This window comes from Rhizobium sp. L51/94 (genome assembly GCF_019355555.1).
GTDB classification, from domain to species: domain Bacteria; phylum Pseudomonadota; class Alphaproteobacteria; order Rhizobiales; family Rhizobiaceae; genus Rhizobium; species Rhizobium rhododendri.
The window spans coordinates 454,388-469,805 of sequence record NZ_CP072141.1; the positions used below are offsets into that span (position 1 = coordinate 454,388).

Consider the following 15,418-nt stretch of genomic DNA (forward strand, 5'->3'; position numbering starts at 1 on the left):
GGTAAGAACATGATCGTCAGACTGCTTGTCTTTATCGTCCTGATCCTTGCACTCGGTTACGGCTTCTCCTGGCTGGCCGATCGTCCGGGCGACCTGTCGCTGATGTGGGGTGGCGAGCTATATCAGACCAAGCTGATTGTCGCCGCCAGCCTGCTGATCGCCATCGTCGCTGCTGTCATGATCGTCTGGTCGCTGCTGCGGATGATCTGGACCTCGCCCCATGCCGTCAGCCGCTATTTTCGGGCCCGCAAGCGTGACCGCGGCTATCAGGCATTGTCGACCGGGCTGATTGCCGCCGGCGCCGGCAATGCGCTGCTGGCCCGCAAGATGGCTGCTCGTTCGCGTGGCCTGATCCGCGCCGACCAGGAACCTCTGATCAGCCTTCTCGAGGCGCAGGCAGCGCTGATCGAAGGCAACCACGACGAGGCGCGCGCCAAGTTCGAGCTGATGGCCAAAGATCCGGAGACCCGGGAACTCGGCCTCCGTGGCCTCTATCTCGAGGCCAAGCGCCTCGGTGCCGATGAAGCTGCCCGGCAATATGCCGAACAGGCTGCAGACAAGGCGCCCTACCTGCCTTGGGCAGCACAGGCGACGCTCGAATATCGCAGCCGCGCCGGCCGCTGGGACGATGCCATCCGTCTTCTCGACCAGCAGAAGGTCGCAAGGGTCATCGGCAAGGACGAGGCGAACCGACTGCGCGCCGTGCTTCTGACGGCACGCGCCACCGACCGGCTCGACGCCAACCCGACCGGTGCGCGCGACGACGCGCTGGCCGCCCTGAAGCTTTCCGACAATCTCGTGCCTGCCGCGCTGATTGCCGCCAAGGCGCTGTTTCGCGAAGACAAGATCCGCAAGGCAGCAGCGGTGCTGGAGGATGCCTGGAAGGTTTCTCCCCATCCCGAAATAGGCCGCGCCTACGTTCGCGCCCGCAGCGGCGACAGTGTGCTGGATCGCCTGAAACGCGCCGAGAAGCTGGAAGCGCTGCGACCCAACAATGTGGAAGCATTGCTGATCACGGCGCAGGCAGCACTCGATGCCGGCAATTTTGCTGTCGCCCGCAGCAAGGCGGAAGCCGCCGCCCGCATGCAGCCCCGCGAGGGCGCCTTCATGCTGCTCGCCGACATAGAGGACGCCGAGACACGCGACCAGGGACGCACCCGCCACTGGCTCGCCCAGGCCTTGCGCGCACCGCGCGACCCGGCCTGGATGGCCGATGGTTTCGTGTCCGACAAGTGGCTCCCGGTTTCTCCGATCTCGGGCAAGCTCGATGCCTTCGAATGGCGGTCGCCTTTCAGCCAACTTGAAGGACCGGTCGAGGAAGGCACGGTCGCCTCTTTCGAGACGGCGCTCCGCAACCTGCCGCCGCTGGCGGATCTGCGCCCGGCCGCTGCTCCAGTTTCCGGGCAACCTGTCCAGGAGCCACCTGCTGTAGCCAAGCCTTTGCCATCGGGACCGTTGCCAGCCAACTCTCCGCCAGCCAAACCCATGCCGGCCAGAACGCAGCCATCGACGGCGCTGGTCACCGTGACAAAACCCGAAAGCCCGAAAAAGCCCGAGCCCCGCCCCTTCTTTGGCGGCGCCCCGGACGATCCGGGTGTCCGCACCACAAAGGCAGATCTGGAGCCCAAGACCCGGCTGAAGCTTTTTTAAGAATGAAACCGCATGTTTGAACGCTTCCAGGAATTCTTTCAAAGTCTGACGACAGATCATTCGAAGCCCGGCCTTGCGCCCGACGATCCACGGATCTCGGTGGCGGCGCTCTGCATCCAGGTGATGGAGGCCGACGGCAAGGTCGAGGCCAGCGAGAAGAAGGCCCTGCGCCGGTTGCTCAAGGACCAGTATGGCCTCGATGGCCGTGAGCTGGATGCGCTGATCGCGGCAGGCACCGAGGCCGAGAACGAGGCCGTCGACTATTTCCGCTTTACCTCGGATCTCAAGCGCCATCTCGACAGCGACCAGCGCATAGAACTGATCGGCATCCTCTGGGATATCGTCTATGCCGATGGCGAGCGCAGCGAAATGGAAGACGATGCCATCTGGCGGATCGCCGAGTTGCTGGGCGTGTCCGGCCGCGAGCGCATCATGAAGCGGCAGGAGGCAGCGGCGCGGGTGCCGGGCCTCGCCGTGGAGGCCGACGATGCGGATTGAGGCGGCCAACAGCTGCCACCGCCGGCCGATCCTGATCGTGTTGCACCAGGAGCGCTCCAGCGCCGGGCGCGTCGGGCAGATGCTGCTGCAGAAGGGCTACGACCTGGATATTCGCCGTCCCGTCCTCGGCGATCCCCTGCCGGAAACCCTTGAGGCGCACGGCGGCGCCGTTGTCTTCGGCGGACCGATGAGTGCCAACGACAGCGATCCCTTCGTGCGCTCGGAAATCAGCTGGCTGGATGTTCCGCTGCGAGAGAACCGCCCGTTCCTCGGCATCTGCCTCGGTGCCCAGATGCTGGTGCGCCAGCTCGGCGGCAAGGTACAGGCCCGGCCGGATGAAAAGGCTGAAATCGGCTGGTATCCGCTGCATCCGACCGAGCGCGGACGTCAGCTGATGCGCTGGCCGCCTATGGTCTACCACTTCCACCGCGAAGGCTTCGATCTGCCCGCTGGAGCGGAGCTCCTGGCCAAGGGCGATACCTACCCCAACCAGGCATTCCGCTATGGCGAAAACGCCTGGGGCCTGCAGTTTCACGCCGAACTGACCCGTGCCATGATGCAGCGCTGGGTCGTCCATGGTGCCCATCGCTTCGCACTGCCCAACGCCCAACAAGGTCGAGATCATCTGGAGGGCCGTATGCTTTTCGACGGTGCGCTCAGGCAGTGGCTGTCGGAATTTCTCGATATCGTCTTCGAGACGCAGGTCGCGGTCGCGGCCTGAACCGATCAGGCTGACCCTGCGGCGTTTTCATCCGGGGCATCCAGCGCGTCGATCTTGCGCAGCTGCGGAAAGCCTATTGCCCAGATGATAGCCACTGCCAAGGTGCCGACACCGCCGATCACGACCGCCGGCACCGCCCCGAATACGGAGGCCATCGTCCCCGCACGGAATTCGCCGAGCTCGTTCGAGGCACCGACAAAGACCATGTTGACGGCATTGACCCGGCCTCGAACATGATCCGGCGTCCACAGGGCAATCAGGGTTTCCCGCACATAGACCGAGATCATGTCTGAAGCGCCCATGATCATCAGGGCAACGATCGACAGCCAGGGCGTGCTGGACAGGCCGAAAATCAGCGTTCCCACACCGAACATCGCCACGCCGGCAAACATGTAGACGCCTGCCCGATGACGGAGCGGATAGGTAGCCAGCAGCACCGCCGTAGCGATAGCGCCGACACCCGGTGCTGCCCGCAACAGCCCAAGCCCCCAGGGTCCGAGTGTCAGGATATCGCGGGCAAAGATCGGCATCAGCGCCACGGCGCCGCCGAGCAGCACTGCGAACAAGTCGAGCGAAATTGCACCGAGTACGACCTTCTCAGACCATATGAAGCGGTATCCGGCGAGGATGGTGCTCCAGTTGGTTGCCATCCCCGTGCTCCGCTGGACGGGCTTGGCAATCATCTGGATCAGGATGGCGCCGAGAATGGAAAATACCGCGGCCACCGCATAGGCAAAGCTTGGTCCAAGACCGTAGAGCAGACCACCGGCAACAGGACCAACGATTGCAGCAGTCTGCCACGAGGACGAATTCCAGGCGACGGCATTCGACAGGTCTTCTGGCGGGACGAGATTGGGCGCCAGCGACTGTGTGGCCGGCCCAAGGAAAGCCCGTTCGATCCCCATGATGGTGAGAATGCCGAAGACCGGCAACGGTGCGAATGATCCCGTCGACGTCATCACCCACAGCGCCACGGCACAGAGCGCACCGACCAGCGTGCAGATTGCCACGATGTGGCGGCGGCTGTAGCGATCCGCGACCGAACCGGTGACCAGCGTCAGAAGCAGCGACGGCAGGAACTGCACGAGGCCGATAAGGCCCAGGTAGATGGCGCTGCCCGTCTGGTCGTACATCTGCCAGCCGACGGAGACACTGATGATCTGCGCGGCGAAGGAAACGAGAAAACGGGCAAAGAAGAAACGCGTGTAGGAAACATGGCGGAATGCGGCGAAGCGATCCGCAGACGAGATAAGCGACATGAACGGCTTTCCGTTAGCGACCGCCGTAGATCCCCCACGGCCGTTAAACATGATTCATCGTGCCGGCGGGCATACCACTTGCTCGCGCCTTCGCCAATGTCTACATGTCTGTCAATCGCGAAATGGAGACGTACATGTCCGGAATACTTCTGGCGCTCTTTCAAGTCATTGATATCGTCTTGCAGCTTTACGTCTACATCCTGATAGCCAGTGCCATCTTCTCATGGCTCTACGCCTTCAACGTGATCAATTCGAGCAACCAGTTCGTGAACTCGGTCGGCCGCTTCCTCTACAATGTCACCGAGCCGGTTCTCAATCCCCTCCGGCGCATCTTGCCGAACCTCGGCGGCATCGACATTTCGCCGATTGTCGTGTTGCTGATCATCTTCTTCATTCAGGCGGTCCTGCATAACACGGTCTACCCGGCCCTCCTTCAACTGACGATGTGAGCAGCGCCTGGCGCAAGCTTGCAGACCATGTCCGATTGTCCGTCCGGCTGACGCCGAATGGCGGCCGCGATGAGATAGACGGTATCGAGACCGGCGCCGATGGCGAGGTCCATATCAAGGTGCGCGTCAGCGATGTGCCCGAAAAGGGCAAGGCCAACAAGGCGCTGATCGCCTTGCTGGCGAAAAGGCTCGGCCTGCCGAAATCCTCCATCAGCATCATTTCCGGCGACACAGCGCGCAAAAAAATCCTCCGGATCGACGGCGACCCGGAGGAAATATGCAAGGCTCTCTATGCTGTCGTAGAAGCCTGATCAGGCCTTCTTCTCGGCCGCATTGTGGCGAGCGATGGCTTCGAGGATCAATTCGCCGGCTTCCTTGGCACCCTTCCAGCCATAGATCTTCACCCACTTGCCGGGCTCCAGATCCTTGTAATGCTGGAAGAAATGCTCGATCTGCTTGATGGTGATATCAGGCAGGTCAGTGTATTCCTTGACCTTCTCGTAGCGCAGCGTCAGCTTCGGCGACGGGACGGCAATGATCTTCTCGTCCTTGCCGGAGTTGTCTTCCATCATCAGCACGCCGATAGGGCGGACGTTGATGACGCAGCCGGGAACGAGCGGCCGGGTGCTGGCGATCAGCACATCGATCGGGTCGCCGTCTTCCGACAGCGTATGCGGCACGAAGCCGTAATTGCCTGGATAGGTCATCGGCGTGTAGAGGAAACGGTCGACGACAAGCGTGCCGGCTTCCTTGTCCATTTCGTACTTGATCGGGTCGCCGCCAACCGGCACTTCGACGATGACGTTGACGTCTTCAGGTGGATTTTTACCAATGGAAATTGCGTCGATGCGCATGGGAGTCCCCTAAACTATGATAGCTGCCAGCCACTTAATCGGAAATAACCGGTAAGGCAACAGCGCTTCGAAAGCATGGCCTGCTTTGAGCCAAGGCCAAAAACCCCGACACCTACAAATGAATTGGCGGCGAAATTACGACGGCCGCCGCATTATGCCCGACCGCCGTGATCGCCAGCCGGCCTTACGGCCAGACAAAGCCGATCTTCTTCACCTGCTCGCCGCCAAAGGTCTCCAGCCCCTCGCAGAAATCGAGCCCGCCGTGGCTGCGATAGAAACGCTCGGCATTCTCGTTGTCTTCCAGGCACCAGACAACCATGCCCTTGCAGCCCAGCGACTTCAGCAGCCGCCGCGCCTCGCCGAACAGCAGACGGCCGAGGCCGATCCCCTGATATTCCGGACGGAGATAAAGCTCGTAGATCTCGCCTTCCTGCGGTAGCGCACGCGCCCGGTTGAGGCCAAGTGTCGCATAGCCTGCAACGGTGCCGGCAACATCGAGAACGAGCAGGGTCGCCGGTCCGCGCGTCGCCCGGCGCCACCAGGCTTCGCCGCGCCGCTCGATCATCTGCGACAGTGCACGGTGTGGAATGATGCCGGTGTAGGCATACTGCCAGGACAGCCGATGCGTCTCCGAAATGGCTCGGGCATCGTGCGGTTCAGCCCGCCGGACATCAATCGATAACGTTTTCATAACGCCTACTTTGGCCCGGCAACCGCAAATTAACCATCCAGCAATATTGCCGGAAACCATTTGCCCACAGGCTTTATGTGTGGACTAGCGCCAAACGTTAACTCTTTTTTAACGGATGTCACAAGAGGCCAAAAATCGAACATGCAAATAAAAAACCCCGATGCAAGCACCGGGGTTTGAGGTCTTCTGGGTGTCGAAAAGCCTTATGCGCTCTTCTTGCCGAAACGCTTGCGATCGTTCGGGTCCAGATAGGTCTTGCGCAGACGAATGGACTTCGGCGTGACTTCCATGAGTTCGTCGTCCTGGATCCAGGAGAGCGCCCGGTCGAGCGTCATGCGGATCGGCGGCGTCAGGCGGACAGCTTCGTCCTTGCCGGCAGACCGGATGTTGGTCAGCTGCTTGCCCTTCAGCACGTTGACTTCGAGGTCGTTGTCACGCGTGTGGATGCCGATGATCATGCCGGCATAGACCTTTTCACCTGGCTCGATGATCATCGGGCCGCGATCTTCAAGGTTGAACATGGCGTAGGCCACGGCTTCCCCGGACTGGTTGGACAACAGGACGCCGTTGCTGCGGCCGCCGATTTCGCCCTTGAAAGGCTGGTAGCTATGGAACAGGCGGTTCATGATCGCCGTGCCGCGCGTGTCGGTCAAAAGCTCCGACTGGTAGCCGATCAGGCCGCGGGTTGGCGCGTAGAATACCAGACGCAGACGATTGCCGCCCGACGGACGAAGCTCGACCATCTCGGCCTTGCGCTCGGACATCTTCTGGACAACGATACCGGAATGCTCTTCGTCGACGTCGATGACGACTTCTTCGATCGGCTCCAGCTTGTTGCCGTTTTCGTCGTCATGCATGACGACGCGAGGACGCGACACAGCCAGTTCGAAGCCTTCGCGGCGCATGGTTTCAATCAGAACGGCGAGCTGCAATTCGCCGCGGCCGGATACGTAGAACGAATCCTTGGCTTCCGACTCTTCGACCTTCAGCGCAACGTTGCCTTCGGCTTCCTTCATCAGGCGGTCGCGGATGACGCGCGAGGTAACCTTGTCGCCTTCGGTGCCGGCCAGCGGGCTGTCGTTGACGATGAAGGACATGGTGACGGTCGGCGGATCGATCGGCTGGGCATGCAGCGGCTCGGTAACAGCCGGATCGCAGAAAGTATCGGCAACCGTGCCCTTGGAAAGGCCGGCGATGGCGATGATGTCACCTGCGAAGGCTTCTTCGATCGGCTGGCGCTCGATGCCGCGGAACGCGAGGATCTTCGAGATACGGCCGGTTTCGATGGTCTTGCCATCGACGCCCATGACCTTGACAGGCTGGTTCGACTTGATCGAACCGGAATGGATGCGACCGGTGATGATACGGCCGAGGAACGGGTTGGCTTCGAGCAGCGTGCCGATCATGCGGAACGGGCCTTCGCCGACAGTCGGCTCTGGTACATGCTTGAGCACGAGGTCGAGCAACGGGCCGAGGCCCTGGTCCATCGGGCCTTCTGGTGCAGTGTTCATCCAGCCAGCACGGCCGGAACCGTAAAGGATCGGGAAGTCGAGCTGTTCGTCGGTAGCGTCGAGGGCAGCAAAGAGGTCGAAGACTTCGTTGACGACTTCTTCGTGACGCGCGTCCGGACGGTCGATCTTGTTGATCGCGACGATCGGGCGAAGGCCGACCTTCAGCGCCTTGCCGACCACGAACTTGGTCTGCGGCATCGGGCCTTCGGCAGCATCGACCAGCACGATAGCGCCATCTACCATCGAAAGGATACGCTCGACTTCGCCGCCAAAGTCGGCGTGGCCGGGGGTGTCGACGATGTTGATGCGAACATCTCTCCAGACGACCGAGGTCGCCTTCGCCAGGATCGTGATGCCACGTTCCTTTTCGAGTTCGTTCGAATCCATCATGCGCTCAACGGTGCGCTGGTTGTCGCGGAACGAACCGGACTGCTTCAGGAGTTCGTCGACAAGCGTCGTCTTGCCGTGGTCAACGTGCGCGATGATCGCGATATTTCGCATAGACATATGGGCTACTCGGAGGGTTTGCGGGCAGCCAATTGTGCGGCCCTTATCTTCGGTTGAGGCGCTCATAGCCTGTTTTTCGCATTTGCGAAAGGGGGGGCGCGACAAAGCAGCGTCTTCCCTGCCCCAGCGCAATCGCATGGCTGGGACAGGGTATGCTGTTCAATTGATCAACCGCCGGCACAAAGCCTTATGCGGCCAAGCCTTTTTGCGCCAGCATAGCATCCGGGCTCGGCAATTTGCCGCGGAACGCCCGGTAAGCATCTTCCGGGTCGATGGAGCCGCCGACCGAATAGATGTGAGCCTTCAGCTTCTCGGCCATCTCGGGATTGAAGGCGTCGCCGGTTTCCGTGAAGGCTGCGAAGGCGTCGGCATCGAGCACCTCGGACCACATGTAGGAATAGTAGCCGGCCGAATATCCGTCCCCGGCAAAAACATGCTGGAAATGCGGGCTGGCGTGCCGCATCACCATCGATTTCGGCATGCCGAGCGTGGCCAGAATCTCCGCCTGTTCCGCCATCGGATCCTCGACCGGCCCACGCGTATGGAATGCCATGTCGACGAGCGCCGACGATGTGAACTCGACGGTATTGAATCCGGAGTTGAAAGTCCGGGCGGCCAGAACCTTGTCGAGCAGCGCCTGCGGCATCGGCTCGCCGGTCTGGTAGTGCACGGCATAGGTCTTCAGGATATCGGGCACCGTCAGCCAGTGCTCGTAGAGTTGTGACGGCAATTCGACGAAATCGCGCGATACGCCTGTGCCGGCAACCGACGGGTAGGTGACATCGGAGAGCATTCCGTGCAGCGCATGGCCGAACTCGTGGAACAGCGTGTAGGCATCCCCCATCGACAACAGCGCCGGCTTGCCCTCGGCCGGCTTGGCGAAATTGCAGACATTGTAGATGATCGGCCGCTCGCCCAAAGCGCCGTTCTTCAACGGCAGCTTGTGCTGAGACTGGAAGGCACTCATCCAGGCGCCGGAACGCTTCGACGGCCGGGCAAAATAGTCGCCGAGGAACATCGCGATGAGCTTGTTGGAACGGTCGCGGATTTCAAAGACGCGGACATCCGGATGATAGGCGGGCGCATCGTGGATCTCGACGGCATGAAGGCCGAAGAGGCGGCCGGCAACGACGAAGCAGGCTGCGATGATCTTGTCGAGCTGCAGGTAGGGCTTCAGTTCGGCCTCGGAAAAATCAAACCGCTCCGTGCGGATCTTTTCCGAATAGAAGCGCCAGTCCCAGGGCATGACATCGTGGTTGCCGCCGCCTGCCTTGATCAAGGCGGCAATATCCGTCTCTTCTTCCCGCGCCCTGGCGACAGCCTTGGCCCAGACCGTGGTCAGCAGATGGTTCACCGCCTCGGGCGTCTTCGCCATGGTGTTGTCGAGCTTCAGTTCGGCATAATTGCCATAGCCGAGCAACTTTGCCTTTTCGAAACGCAGCGCCAGCGTCTGGCGGATGATGTCGCGATTGTCCGTCTCCCCGCCGTTGCGGCCGCGCGCCACCCAGGCCTCAAACGCCTGCTCGCGCAGGTCGCGACGCTCGGAAAAGGTCAGGAACGGCTCGATAATCGAGCGCGACAGCGTCACCGCATACTTGCCCGCATCCCCACGCTCCGTGGCAGCTGCCGCCATGGCCTCGGTGACAAACCCCGGCAGGCCGGCAAGATCGGCCGCGTCGGACAGGACCAGCGCCCAGCCCTTCTCGTCGGCCAGCACGTTCTGGCCGAAACTGGCGCCGAGGCCTGCCAGCGTCTCGTTGATTGCAGCCAGCCGCTCCTGCTCCGGTTTTGCGAGCTTTGCGCCAGAGCGCACGAAGCCTTTCCAGTGGCGCTCCAGCACGCGGCTTTCCTCGAGCGTCAGGCCGAGCGTATCTCTCATTTCCCAGAGTGCATCGATCCGGGCAAACAGCGCCGCGTTCATGCCGATCTTCGAATAGTGGCGTGACATCTTGGGCGCGATCTCGCGCTCCAGGCCCTGGATCACGTCGTTGGTATGGGCACCGGCCTTGCTCCAGAACAGCGACGAGACGCGCGACAACTCGTCGCCGACGATCTCCAAGGCGACGATGGTGTTGGCAAAAGTCGGTGGCTCCGGATTGTTGGCAATCTGGTCGATCTCGCCGTTGTGCAGTTCCATGGCAGCATCAAAGGCTGGCCCAAAGTCGGCGTCATGGACGCGGTCGAAGTGCGGCAGTCCCTCATGCCCTGTCCATTCGACGAGGGCGGGATTGACGGAGAGTTGCGATGACATGGGACATCCTTTCGGCATCAGATTGGTCACGGGCATATAAGAACCCCGGACCGGCAATGGTATGGTGATCGCAGCCTCTCAGCAAAACGGTGCGGCGGCGACATGTTGGAGAGGCATCAGGCCCTGCGCCACCCGAGCAGCCCCGGCGCGGAATGCAAGAGCGCCTGCGCAGCAAAACCCATGAACAAAACCCCGGAGCAGCGCACGATGACGCGTTCGTGGGACCGATAGAGCCGCCGCACGGCGCCGGCACCGATGATACCGATCAGAATGATATCGGCGGCCACGAACCCGGCAAAGGCAACGCCCAGCAGCAACGGAAGCTCGCTGAACTGCAAGGCACTGGCCGAACCGGCGACAAGCGCCGTGAAGGTCGCGAGCGCCACCGGATATCCCTTTGGATTGGTGGCGCCGAAGATAAGGCCGCGTCGGAAGGGGCGCTCGACTGCGATCATCGCCGCACCGTCGACCCGGGGCTTGGCGGTCACCGCGTGCCAGCCGATCCAGGCGAGATAGAGGCCACAGAACAAGCCAAGCAGATCGAATACGAGGCTGCCGATGGTCCGCGCACCGATGATTGCGGTCAGGGCCAGGGCAGACCACATGAGGTCGCCGAACAGATGGCCGCACATGAAAAGCGCCCCCGCCCTTCGCCCCTGGCCTGCACCTATTCCCAGCAGCGCCAGAAAAGCCGGACCGGGAATGAGCACGTAAAACAGTGCGGCAAGGAAAGTGCCGGCAATCAGGGAGGAGGTCATGGCACGGTTTCCGCTTGATTTGCGGCCAGCTTAACGCCGGCACTGCGGGCGTCAAGGCGCCCTTGTCGCCGGCAAAGATTCAATTGTGTTCACGCTATAGAGTGATTAAGGAAAACCAGAGAGAACCGCGATAAAGAGCCGAGAAACGCAATGAGCATCACAATAGATACGGATACGCTCGCATTTCTCGTCGCCGATTGTGCACGGCTGATGCGAATGGCTTTCGAGAAACGCATCTCGTCGGCCGGCCTCGGCATCACCGCCGGCGAGGCAAGAACCCTCGTTCAGATCGCTGCGGTCAACGGCAGCCGACAACTCGACATCGCTATACGCATGGGGCTTGAGCCGATGACGGTGAGCGCTTTCCTCGACCGTCTGCAGGCCCGCGGCCTGATCGAACGCCAGCCCGACCCCCTGGACCGCCGTGCAAAGCGGATACTCCTGTCGGATGCTGCGGAAGACATGATCCGCGCCATCAGCATCGAAATCGCGGCCGTCCAGCAGGAAGCAACGATGGGGCTGGACGAGCAGGCTTTGTGCGACGTGAGCAAGGCTCTCAAAAGCTTCCGGCTCAACCTGCAGAAAGTCGAACAACCCGCAATCGAAAACGCTCCGATCACAGATAGCTGAATTTACCCGAAAAAGGCCCGCCACCATGAGCGGTGACAGGCCTTGATCAGGCTGAGCTCGATGGCTCAGTTCGACAGGTTGCGCTTGCCGAGCGTGCGCAGGCGCAGGGCGTTGAGCTTGATGAAGCCGGCTGCATCCTTCTGGTCGTAGGCGCCCTGGTCGTCCTCGAAGGTGACCAGCTTGTCGGAATACAGCGACTTCGGGCTCTCGCGGCCGATGACCATGACATTACCCTTGTAGAGCTTCAGCGTCACTTCGCCCTCCACATGCTCCTGGCTCTTATCGATCGCCGCCTGCAGCATTTCGCGCTCCGGCGAATACCAGAAGCCGAAATAGATGAGCTCCGCATAGCGCGGCATCAGTTCATCCTTCAGATGCGCAGCCCCGCGATCGAGCGTGATCGATTCCATCGTCCGGTGGGCGGTCAGCAGGATCGTGCCGCCCGGCGTCTCGTAGACGCCGCGCGACTTCATGCCAACGAAACGGTTCTCGACGAGATCGAGACGGCCGATACCGTTGTCCCGGCCGTAGTCGTTGAGGGTGGCGAGCAAGGTCGCCGGGCTCATCCTGATGCCGTTGACGGACACCGCATCGCCACGCTCGAAGCCGACCTTGATAATGGTCGCCTTGTCGGGTGCGGATTCCGGAGAAATGGTGCGCATATGCACATATTCCGGCGCTTCCTGCGACGGGTCTTCCAGAACCTTGCCCTCGGAGGACGAGTGCAGCAGGTTGGCGTCGACCGAGAACGGCGCTTCGCCCTTCTTGTCCTTGGCAACCGGGATCTGGTGCGCTTCAGCAAAGGCCAGCAGGTCTGTCCGCGACTTGAAGTCCCAGTCGCGCCAGGGGGCGATGATCTTGATATCGGGGTTCAGCGCGTAGGCAGCGAGTTCGAAACGAACCTGGTCGTTGCCCTTGCCGGTCGCGCCGTGGGCAATCGCATCGGCGCCGGTTTTGCGGGCGATCTCGATCAGGTGCTTGGAGATCAGCGGCCGGGCAATCGACGTGCCGAGCAGGTAGACGCCTTCATAGACGGCATTGGCGCGGAACATCGGGAAGACGAAATCGCGGACGAACTCTTCGCGGACGTCCTCGATGTAGATTTCCTTGATGCCCATCATCTCGGCCTTCTTGCGGGCCGGCTCCAGCTCTTCGCCCTGGCCGAGATCGGCAGTGAAGGTGACGACTTCGGCGCCGAGTTCCGTCTGCAGCCATTTCAGGATGATTGAGGTGTCGAGACCGCCGGAATAAGCGAGAACGACTTTTTTCACGTCTTTGTGCGATACCATGATGATGAGGTCCGTTTTTATGCGCGCGGCGCCGGACGCCGCAAATCTTGATGTCGCGGCACTTTTATCGAGATTAGCGCCATGCGCAAGACAAACTGAAGCCGGCATTCAGCGCAGATGCGCAGTAATATTCATACGTTGATGCAGGATACGAATGATTGTGACCGCGCGCGCATCGGCTTTCTAAACGATGAAATGTGCACCGCTGCGAATAAGAAAGTAGCCATGCTTTATCCGAGCGGCCAGCAGTCCGAATTTTGCCCCCGTTGAAACGGCCTCGCAACAGGCGCGAATTTCAAGGACATAATCCTCCGCCTGCTGAAATCCCCAGTTTGCCTCGGTATAGTCATATATTTCATCGAGGTCGCCCGCCGCTTTAGGCGAGTAGACCAAACGCTTCATCGTTGAAGCCGGTTGGCACGTTTTCTTTCGATGAAAGCATCGAAATCAAACGGCTGCGGCTCCCCGGATTCTTCACCTTCAGCGATTGCCGCGCGAATTGCCTCCAACTCGGCTCGCTGTCGAAGAAGTTGCAGGGATGCCTCGACGACCTCTTCGGCCGAGCCGTAAAATCCGCCGTTCACCTGCTCATCGATAAATTCATCCATCTGCGGATCGAGCGTCACGGATATGACCTTCGTCACAGTCCCCTCCTGCCATTTGACTTGGTCGTTCAATCTACCATATCTGCTAGCGCCAAAACAATGTCTCAACCGGGAGCGACGACATGACGAACGCACAAGCCGTATTCGCAAAATCCAACGTCGCCGTCATAACCGGTGGCGCTTCCGGCATCGGCTTTTCCGCTGCCAAAAACTTTGCTGCGCGCGGCATGAGCGTCGTCTTGGTAGACCTCGGTGGCGACCGGTTGGCAAAGGCAAAGAAAGAGATCATCGCCCTTTCCAATGGTAGCGACGAACATGTCATGGCCATCGAGACCGATGTCAGTGACAAGGAATCGCTGGACGCCCTGGAGCGCACCGTCATCCAGCGCTTCGGCCGCGTCCATGTACTGATGAACAATGCCGGCATCGGCCCGGAGACATCGATCTTCAGCCCGCAGGCCGCCTGGGACAACATTCTCGGCGTCAACATGATGGGCGTGATCAACGGCACCAGGACATTCGGGCCGCACATGATCGGCCACGGCGAGCCGGGCATGATCATCAACACCGGCTCCAAGCAGGGCATTACCACGCCGCCGGGAAACCCTGCCTACAACGTCTCCAAGGCCGGCGTGAAGGCTTTCACCGAGGCGCTGCAGCATGAACTTCGCAACACGGAAGGTTGCCGTATCACCGCCCACCTGCTGATACCGGGCTTTGTCTACACACCTCTTACAAAGGGCGACCGCACGGAGAAGCCCGCCGCCGCCTGGACACCGGACGAGACCGTCGATTTCATGATGAAAAGTCTTGAGCGCGACGATTTCTACATCCTCTGCCCCGACAACGATGTGCCCCGTTCACTGGATGAAAAGCGAATTCTCTGGGCCGCTGGCGATATCGTCGAAAACAGGCCTCCGCTGTCGCGCTGGCACGGGGGGTACGATGACGCATTCAAGGCCTTTGTCGCCGGCAAGGGCTGATTGGCAACAGCCGCTAAACAAGGTAGGCATCCTGGAAACCTTTGATCCGAGGAGCCTGCCATGGACTTCCTGCCGAGCTTTGCGACGGCGCTCGCTTTTGTCGCCGCAAGCCTTCTTCTGGCCGCAACGCCAGGCCCGGACATGACGCTTTCGATCAGCCGCGCCCTGTCGCAGGGCAAGACGCCTGCGCTGTTTGTCGTACTTGGGACCAGCCTCGGAATCGTCGTCCACACGATGCTGGTGGCGTTTGGGATATCGGCCCTGATCACGGCCTCTCCGGTTGCCTTCACAATCCTGAAGACCGGCGGCGCGGCCTATCTCCTGTGGCTCGCTGTTCAGGCCATCCGCTTCGGCTCGAAACTCAGCGTCAATGCCGTGGAAGAGCCGAAAGTGTCACCGCTGTCGAACATGGCGAGCGGGTTTTGGGTCAACCTCCTGAACCCGAAGGTCATCATCTTCTTCATGACCTTCCTGCCGCAGTTCGTCACTGCCGGCGATCCGGCCGTCACCCAGAAGCTGCTCTTCTTCGGTTTTCTGTTCATTTCGGTCGGCATGCCGGTGAACGCCCTGGTCGTGCTCGCGTCAGACAGGCTGGCCTCGTGGCTGCAGAACAACAGGAAAGTCTTGCGCGGCATGGACTACACCTTCGCCGGCGTCTTCTCGATCTTCGCGGCGAAGATCCTGCTTACCCACGCGCGCTAAGTACGTCGCGTGGTCGGCCATCCCTGCGGGTGATATAGATCAACGCACCCGAGCGCGCCG

General features: G+C 60.9%; 17 protein-coding genes. 8 read left to right on the forward strand and 9 right to left on the reverse strand.

The features are described from left to right. Positions 1-9 precede the first annotated feature (9 nt). From J5274_RS02250 to J5274_RS02260, 3 genes are read left to right on the forward strand one after another with little or no spacing between them, the layout of a single operon-like run. Entirely contained in the window at positions 10-1,650 is a 1,641-nt protein-coding gene (locus J5274_RS02250) for a heme biosynthesis protein HemY (RefSeq protein WP_142824696.1), read from the forward strand. A 12-nt stretch (positions 1,651-1,662) separates the two neighbouring features. Beyond that, a complete protein-coding gene (locus tag J5274_RS02255) occupies positions 1,663-2,148 on the forward strand; it encodes a TerB family tellurite resistance protein (RefSeq protein WP_142824695.1) in 486 nt (161 codons plus the stop codon). Further along, complete coding sequence (locus tag J5274_RS02260) at positions 2,138-2,869, forward strand: glutamine amidotransferase (RefSeq protein WP_142824694.1); 732 nt, start codon at positions 2,138-2,140, stop codon at positions 2,867-2,869. The genes J5274_RS02255 and J5274_RS02260 overlap by 11 nt, the downstream gene beginning before the upstream one ends. Before the next feature lie 5 nt (positions 2,870-2,874). On the opposite strand, the gene J5274_RS02265 is transcribed toward J5274_RS02260, so the two are convergent. Beyond that, complete coding sequence (locus tag J5274_RS02265; RefSeq protein ID WP_209185267.1) at positions 2,875-4,128, reverse strand: MFS transporter; 1,254 nt, start codon at positions 4,126-4,128, stop codon at positions 2,875-2,877. Positions 4,129-4,232: 104 nt separating this feature from the next. On the opposite strand from J5274_RS02265, the gene J5274_RS02270 reads away from it, so the two are divergent. Both J5274_RS02270 and J5274_RS02275 read left to right on the forward strand, forming a co-directional pair. After that, on the forward strand, positions 4,233-4,577 hold the full coding sequence (locus tag J5274_RS02270; protein ID WP_142824692.1) for a YggT family protein: 345 nt from the start codon (positions 4,233-4,235) through the stop codon (positions 4,575-4,577). Then, a complete protein-coding gene (locus tag J5274_RS02275; RefSeq protein WP_142828784.1) occupies positions 4,574-4,888 on the forward strand; it encodes a DUF167 domain-containing protein in 315 nt (104 codons plus the stop codon). Before J5274_RS02270 ends, J5274_RS02275 begins: the two co-directional genes overlap by 4 nt. Here J5274_RS02275 and ppa read toward each other — a convergent pair whose 3' ends face one another. From ppa to J5274_RS02300, 5 genes are all read right to left on the reverse strand, one after another. Continuing rightward, positions 4,889-5,431 carry an inorganic diphosphatase gene (gene ppa / locus J5274_RS02280; protein WP_142824690.1) on the reverse strand — a complete coding sequence of 181 codons (543 nt, stop codon included), beginning with the start codon at positions 5,429-5,431 and terminating at the stop codon, positions 4,889-4,891. It lies immediately after the preceding gene. Positions 5,432-5,615: 184 nt separating this feature from the next. Further along, a complete protein-coding gene (locus J5274_RS02285; protein WP_209185269.1) occupies positions 5,616-6,122 on the reverse strand; it encodes a GNAT family N-acetyltransferase in 507 nt (168 codons plus the stop codon). A 203-nt stretch (positions 6,123-6,325) separates the two neighbouring features. Further along, positions 6,326-8,140, reverse strand: coding sequence for a translational GTPase TypA (gene typA, locus J5274_RS02290; RefSeq protein WP_142824688.1), 1,815 nt, complete (start codon positions 8,138-8,140; stop codon positions 6,326-6,328). Between the two features lie 187 nt (positions 8,141-8,327). Beyond that, positions 8,328-10,391, reverse strand: coding sequence for a M3 family metallopeptidase (locus J5274_RS02295; RefSeq protein WP_219274741.1), 2,064 nt, complete (start codon positions 10,389-10,391; stop codon positions 8,328-8,330). Between the two features lie 116 nt (positions 10,392-10,507). After that, positions 10,508-11,149, reverse strand: a complete 642-nt coding sequence (locus J5274_RS02300) for a LysE family translocator (protein ID WP_142824686.1) — start codon at positions 11,147-11,149, stop codon at positions 10,508-10,510. 150 nt (positions 11,150-11,299) lie between these two features. Between J5274_RS02300 and J5274_RS02305 the strand changes: the two genes are divergently transcribed. Next, positions 11,300-11,779, forward strand: coding sequence for a MarR family winged helix-turn-helix transcriptional regulator (locus J5274_RS02305; protein ID WP_111219706.1), 480 nt, complete (start codon positions 11,300-11,302; stop codon positions 11,777-11,779). A 65-nt stretch (positions 11,780-11,844) separates the two neighbouring features. Here the strand turns inward: J5274_RS02305 and J5274_RS02310 are convergent, their stop codons facing one another. The 3 genes from J5274_RS02310 to J5274_RS02320 all read right to left on the reverse strand — a co-directional run bounded on the left by J5274_RS02310 (position 11,845) and on the right by J5274_RS02320 (position 13,712). Next, a complete protein-coding gene (locus J5274_RS02310) occupies positions 11,845-13,068 on the reverse strand; it encodes an argininosuccinate synthase (RefSeq protein WP_142828781.1) in 1,224 nt (407 codons plus the stop codon). Positions 13,069-13,251: 183 nt separating this feature from the next. Continuing rightward, positions 13,252-13,470 carry a type II toxin-antitoxin system RelE/ParE family toxin gene (locus J5274_RS02315; protein ID WP_142824684.1) on the reverse strand — a complete coding sequence of 73 codons (219 nt, stop codon included), beginning with the start codon at positions 13,468-13,470 and terminating at the stop codon, positions 13,252-13,254. After that, a complete protein-coding gene (locus J5274_RS02320; protein ID WP_142824861.1) occupies positions 13,467-13,712 on the reverse strand; it encodes a type II toxin-antitoxin system ParD family antitoxin in 246 nt (81 codons plus the stop codon). Before J5274_RS02320 ends, J5274_RS02315 begins: the two co-directional genes overlap by 4 nt. 83 nt (positions 13,713-13,795) lie before the next feature. Between J5274_RS02320 and J5274_RS02325 the strand changes: the two genes are divergently transcribed. Both J5274_RS02325 and J5274_RS02330 read left to right on the forward strand, forming a co-directional pair. Continuing rightward, complete coding sequence (locus tag J5274_RS02325) at positions 13,796-14,656, forward strand: SDR family oxidoreductase (RefSeq protein ID WP_142824683.1); 861 nt, start codon at positions 13,796-13,798, stop codon at positions 14,654-14,656. Between the two features lie 60 nt (positions 14,657-14,716). Next, on the forward strand, positions 14,717-15,358 hold the full coding sequence (locus J5274_RS02330; protein WP_142824682.1) for a LysE family translocator: 642 nt from the start codon (positions 14,717-14,719) through the stop codon (positions 15,356-15,358). Positions 15,359-15,418: the final 60 nt, after the last annotated feature.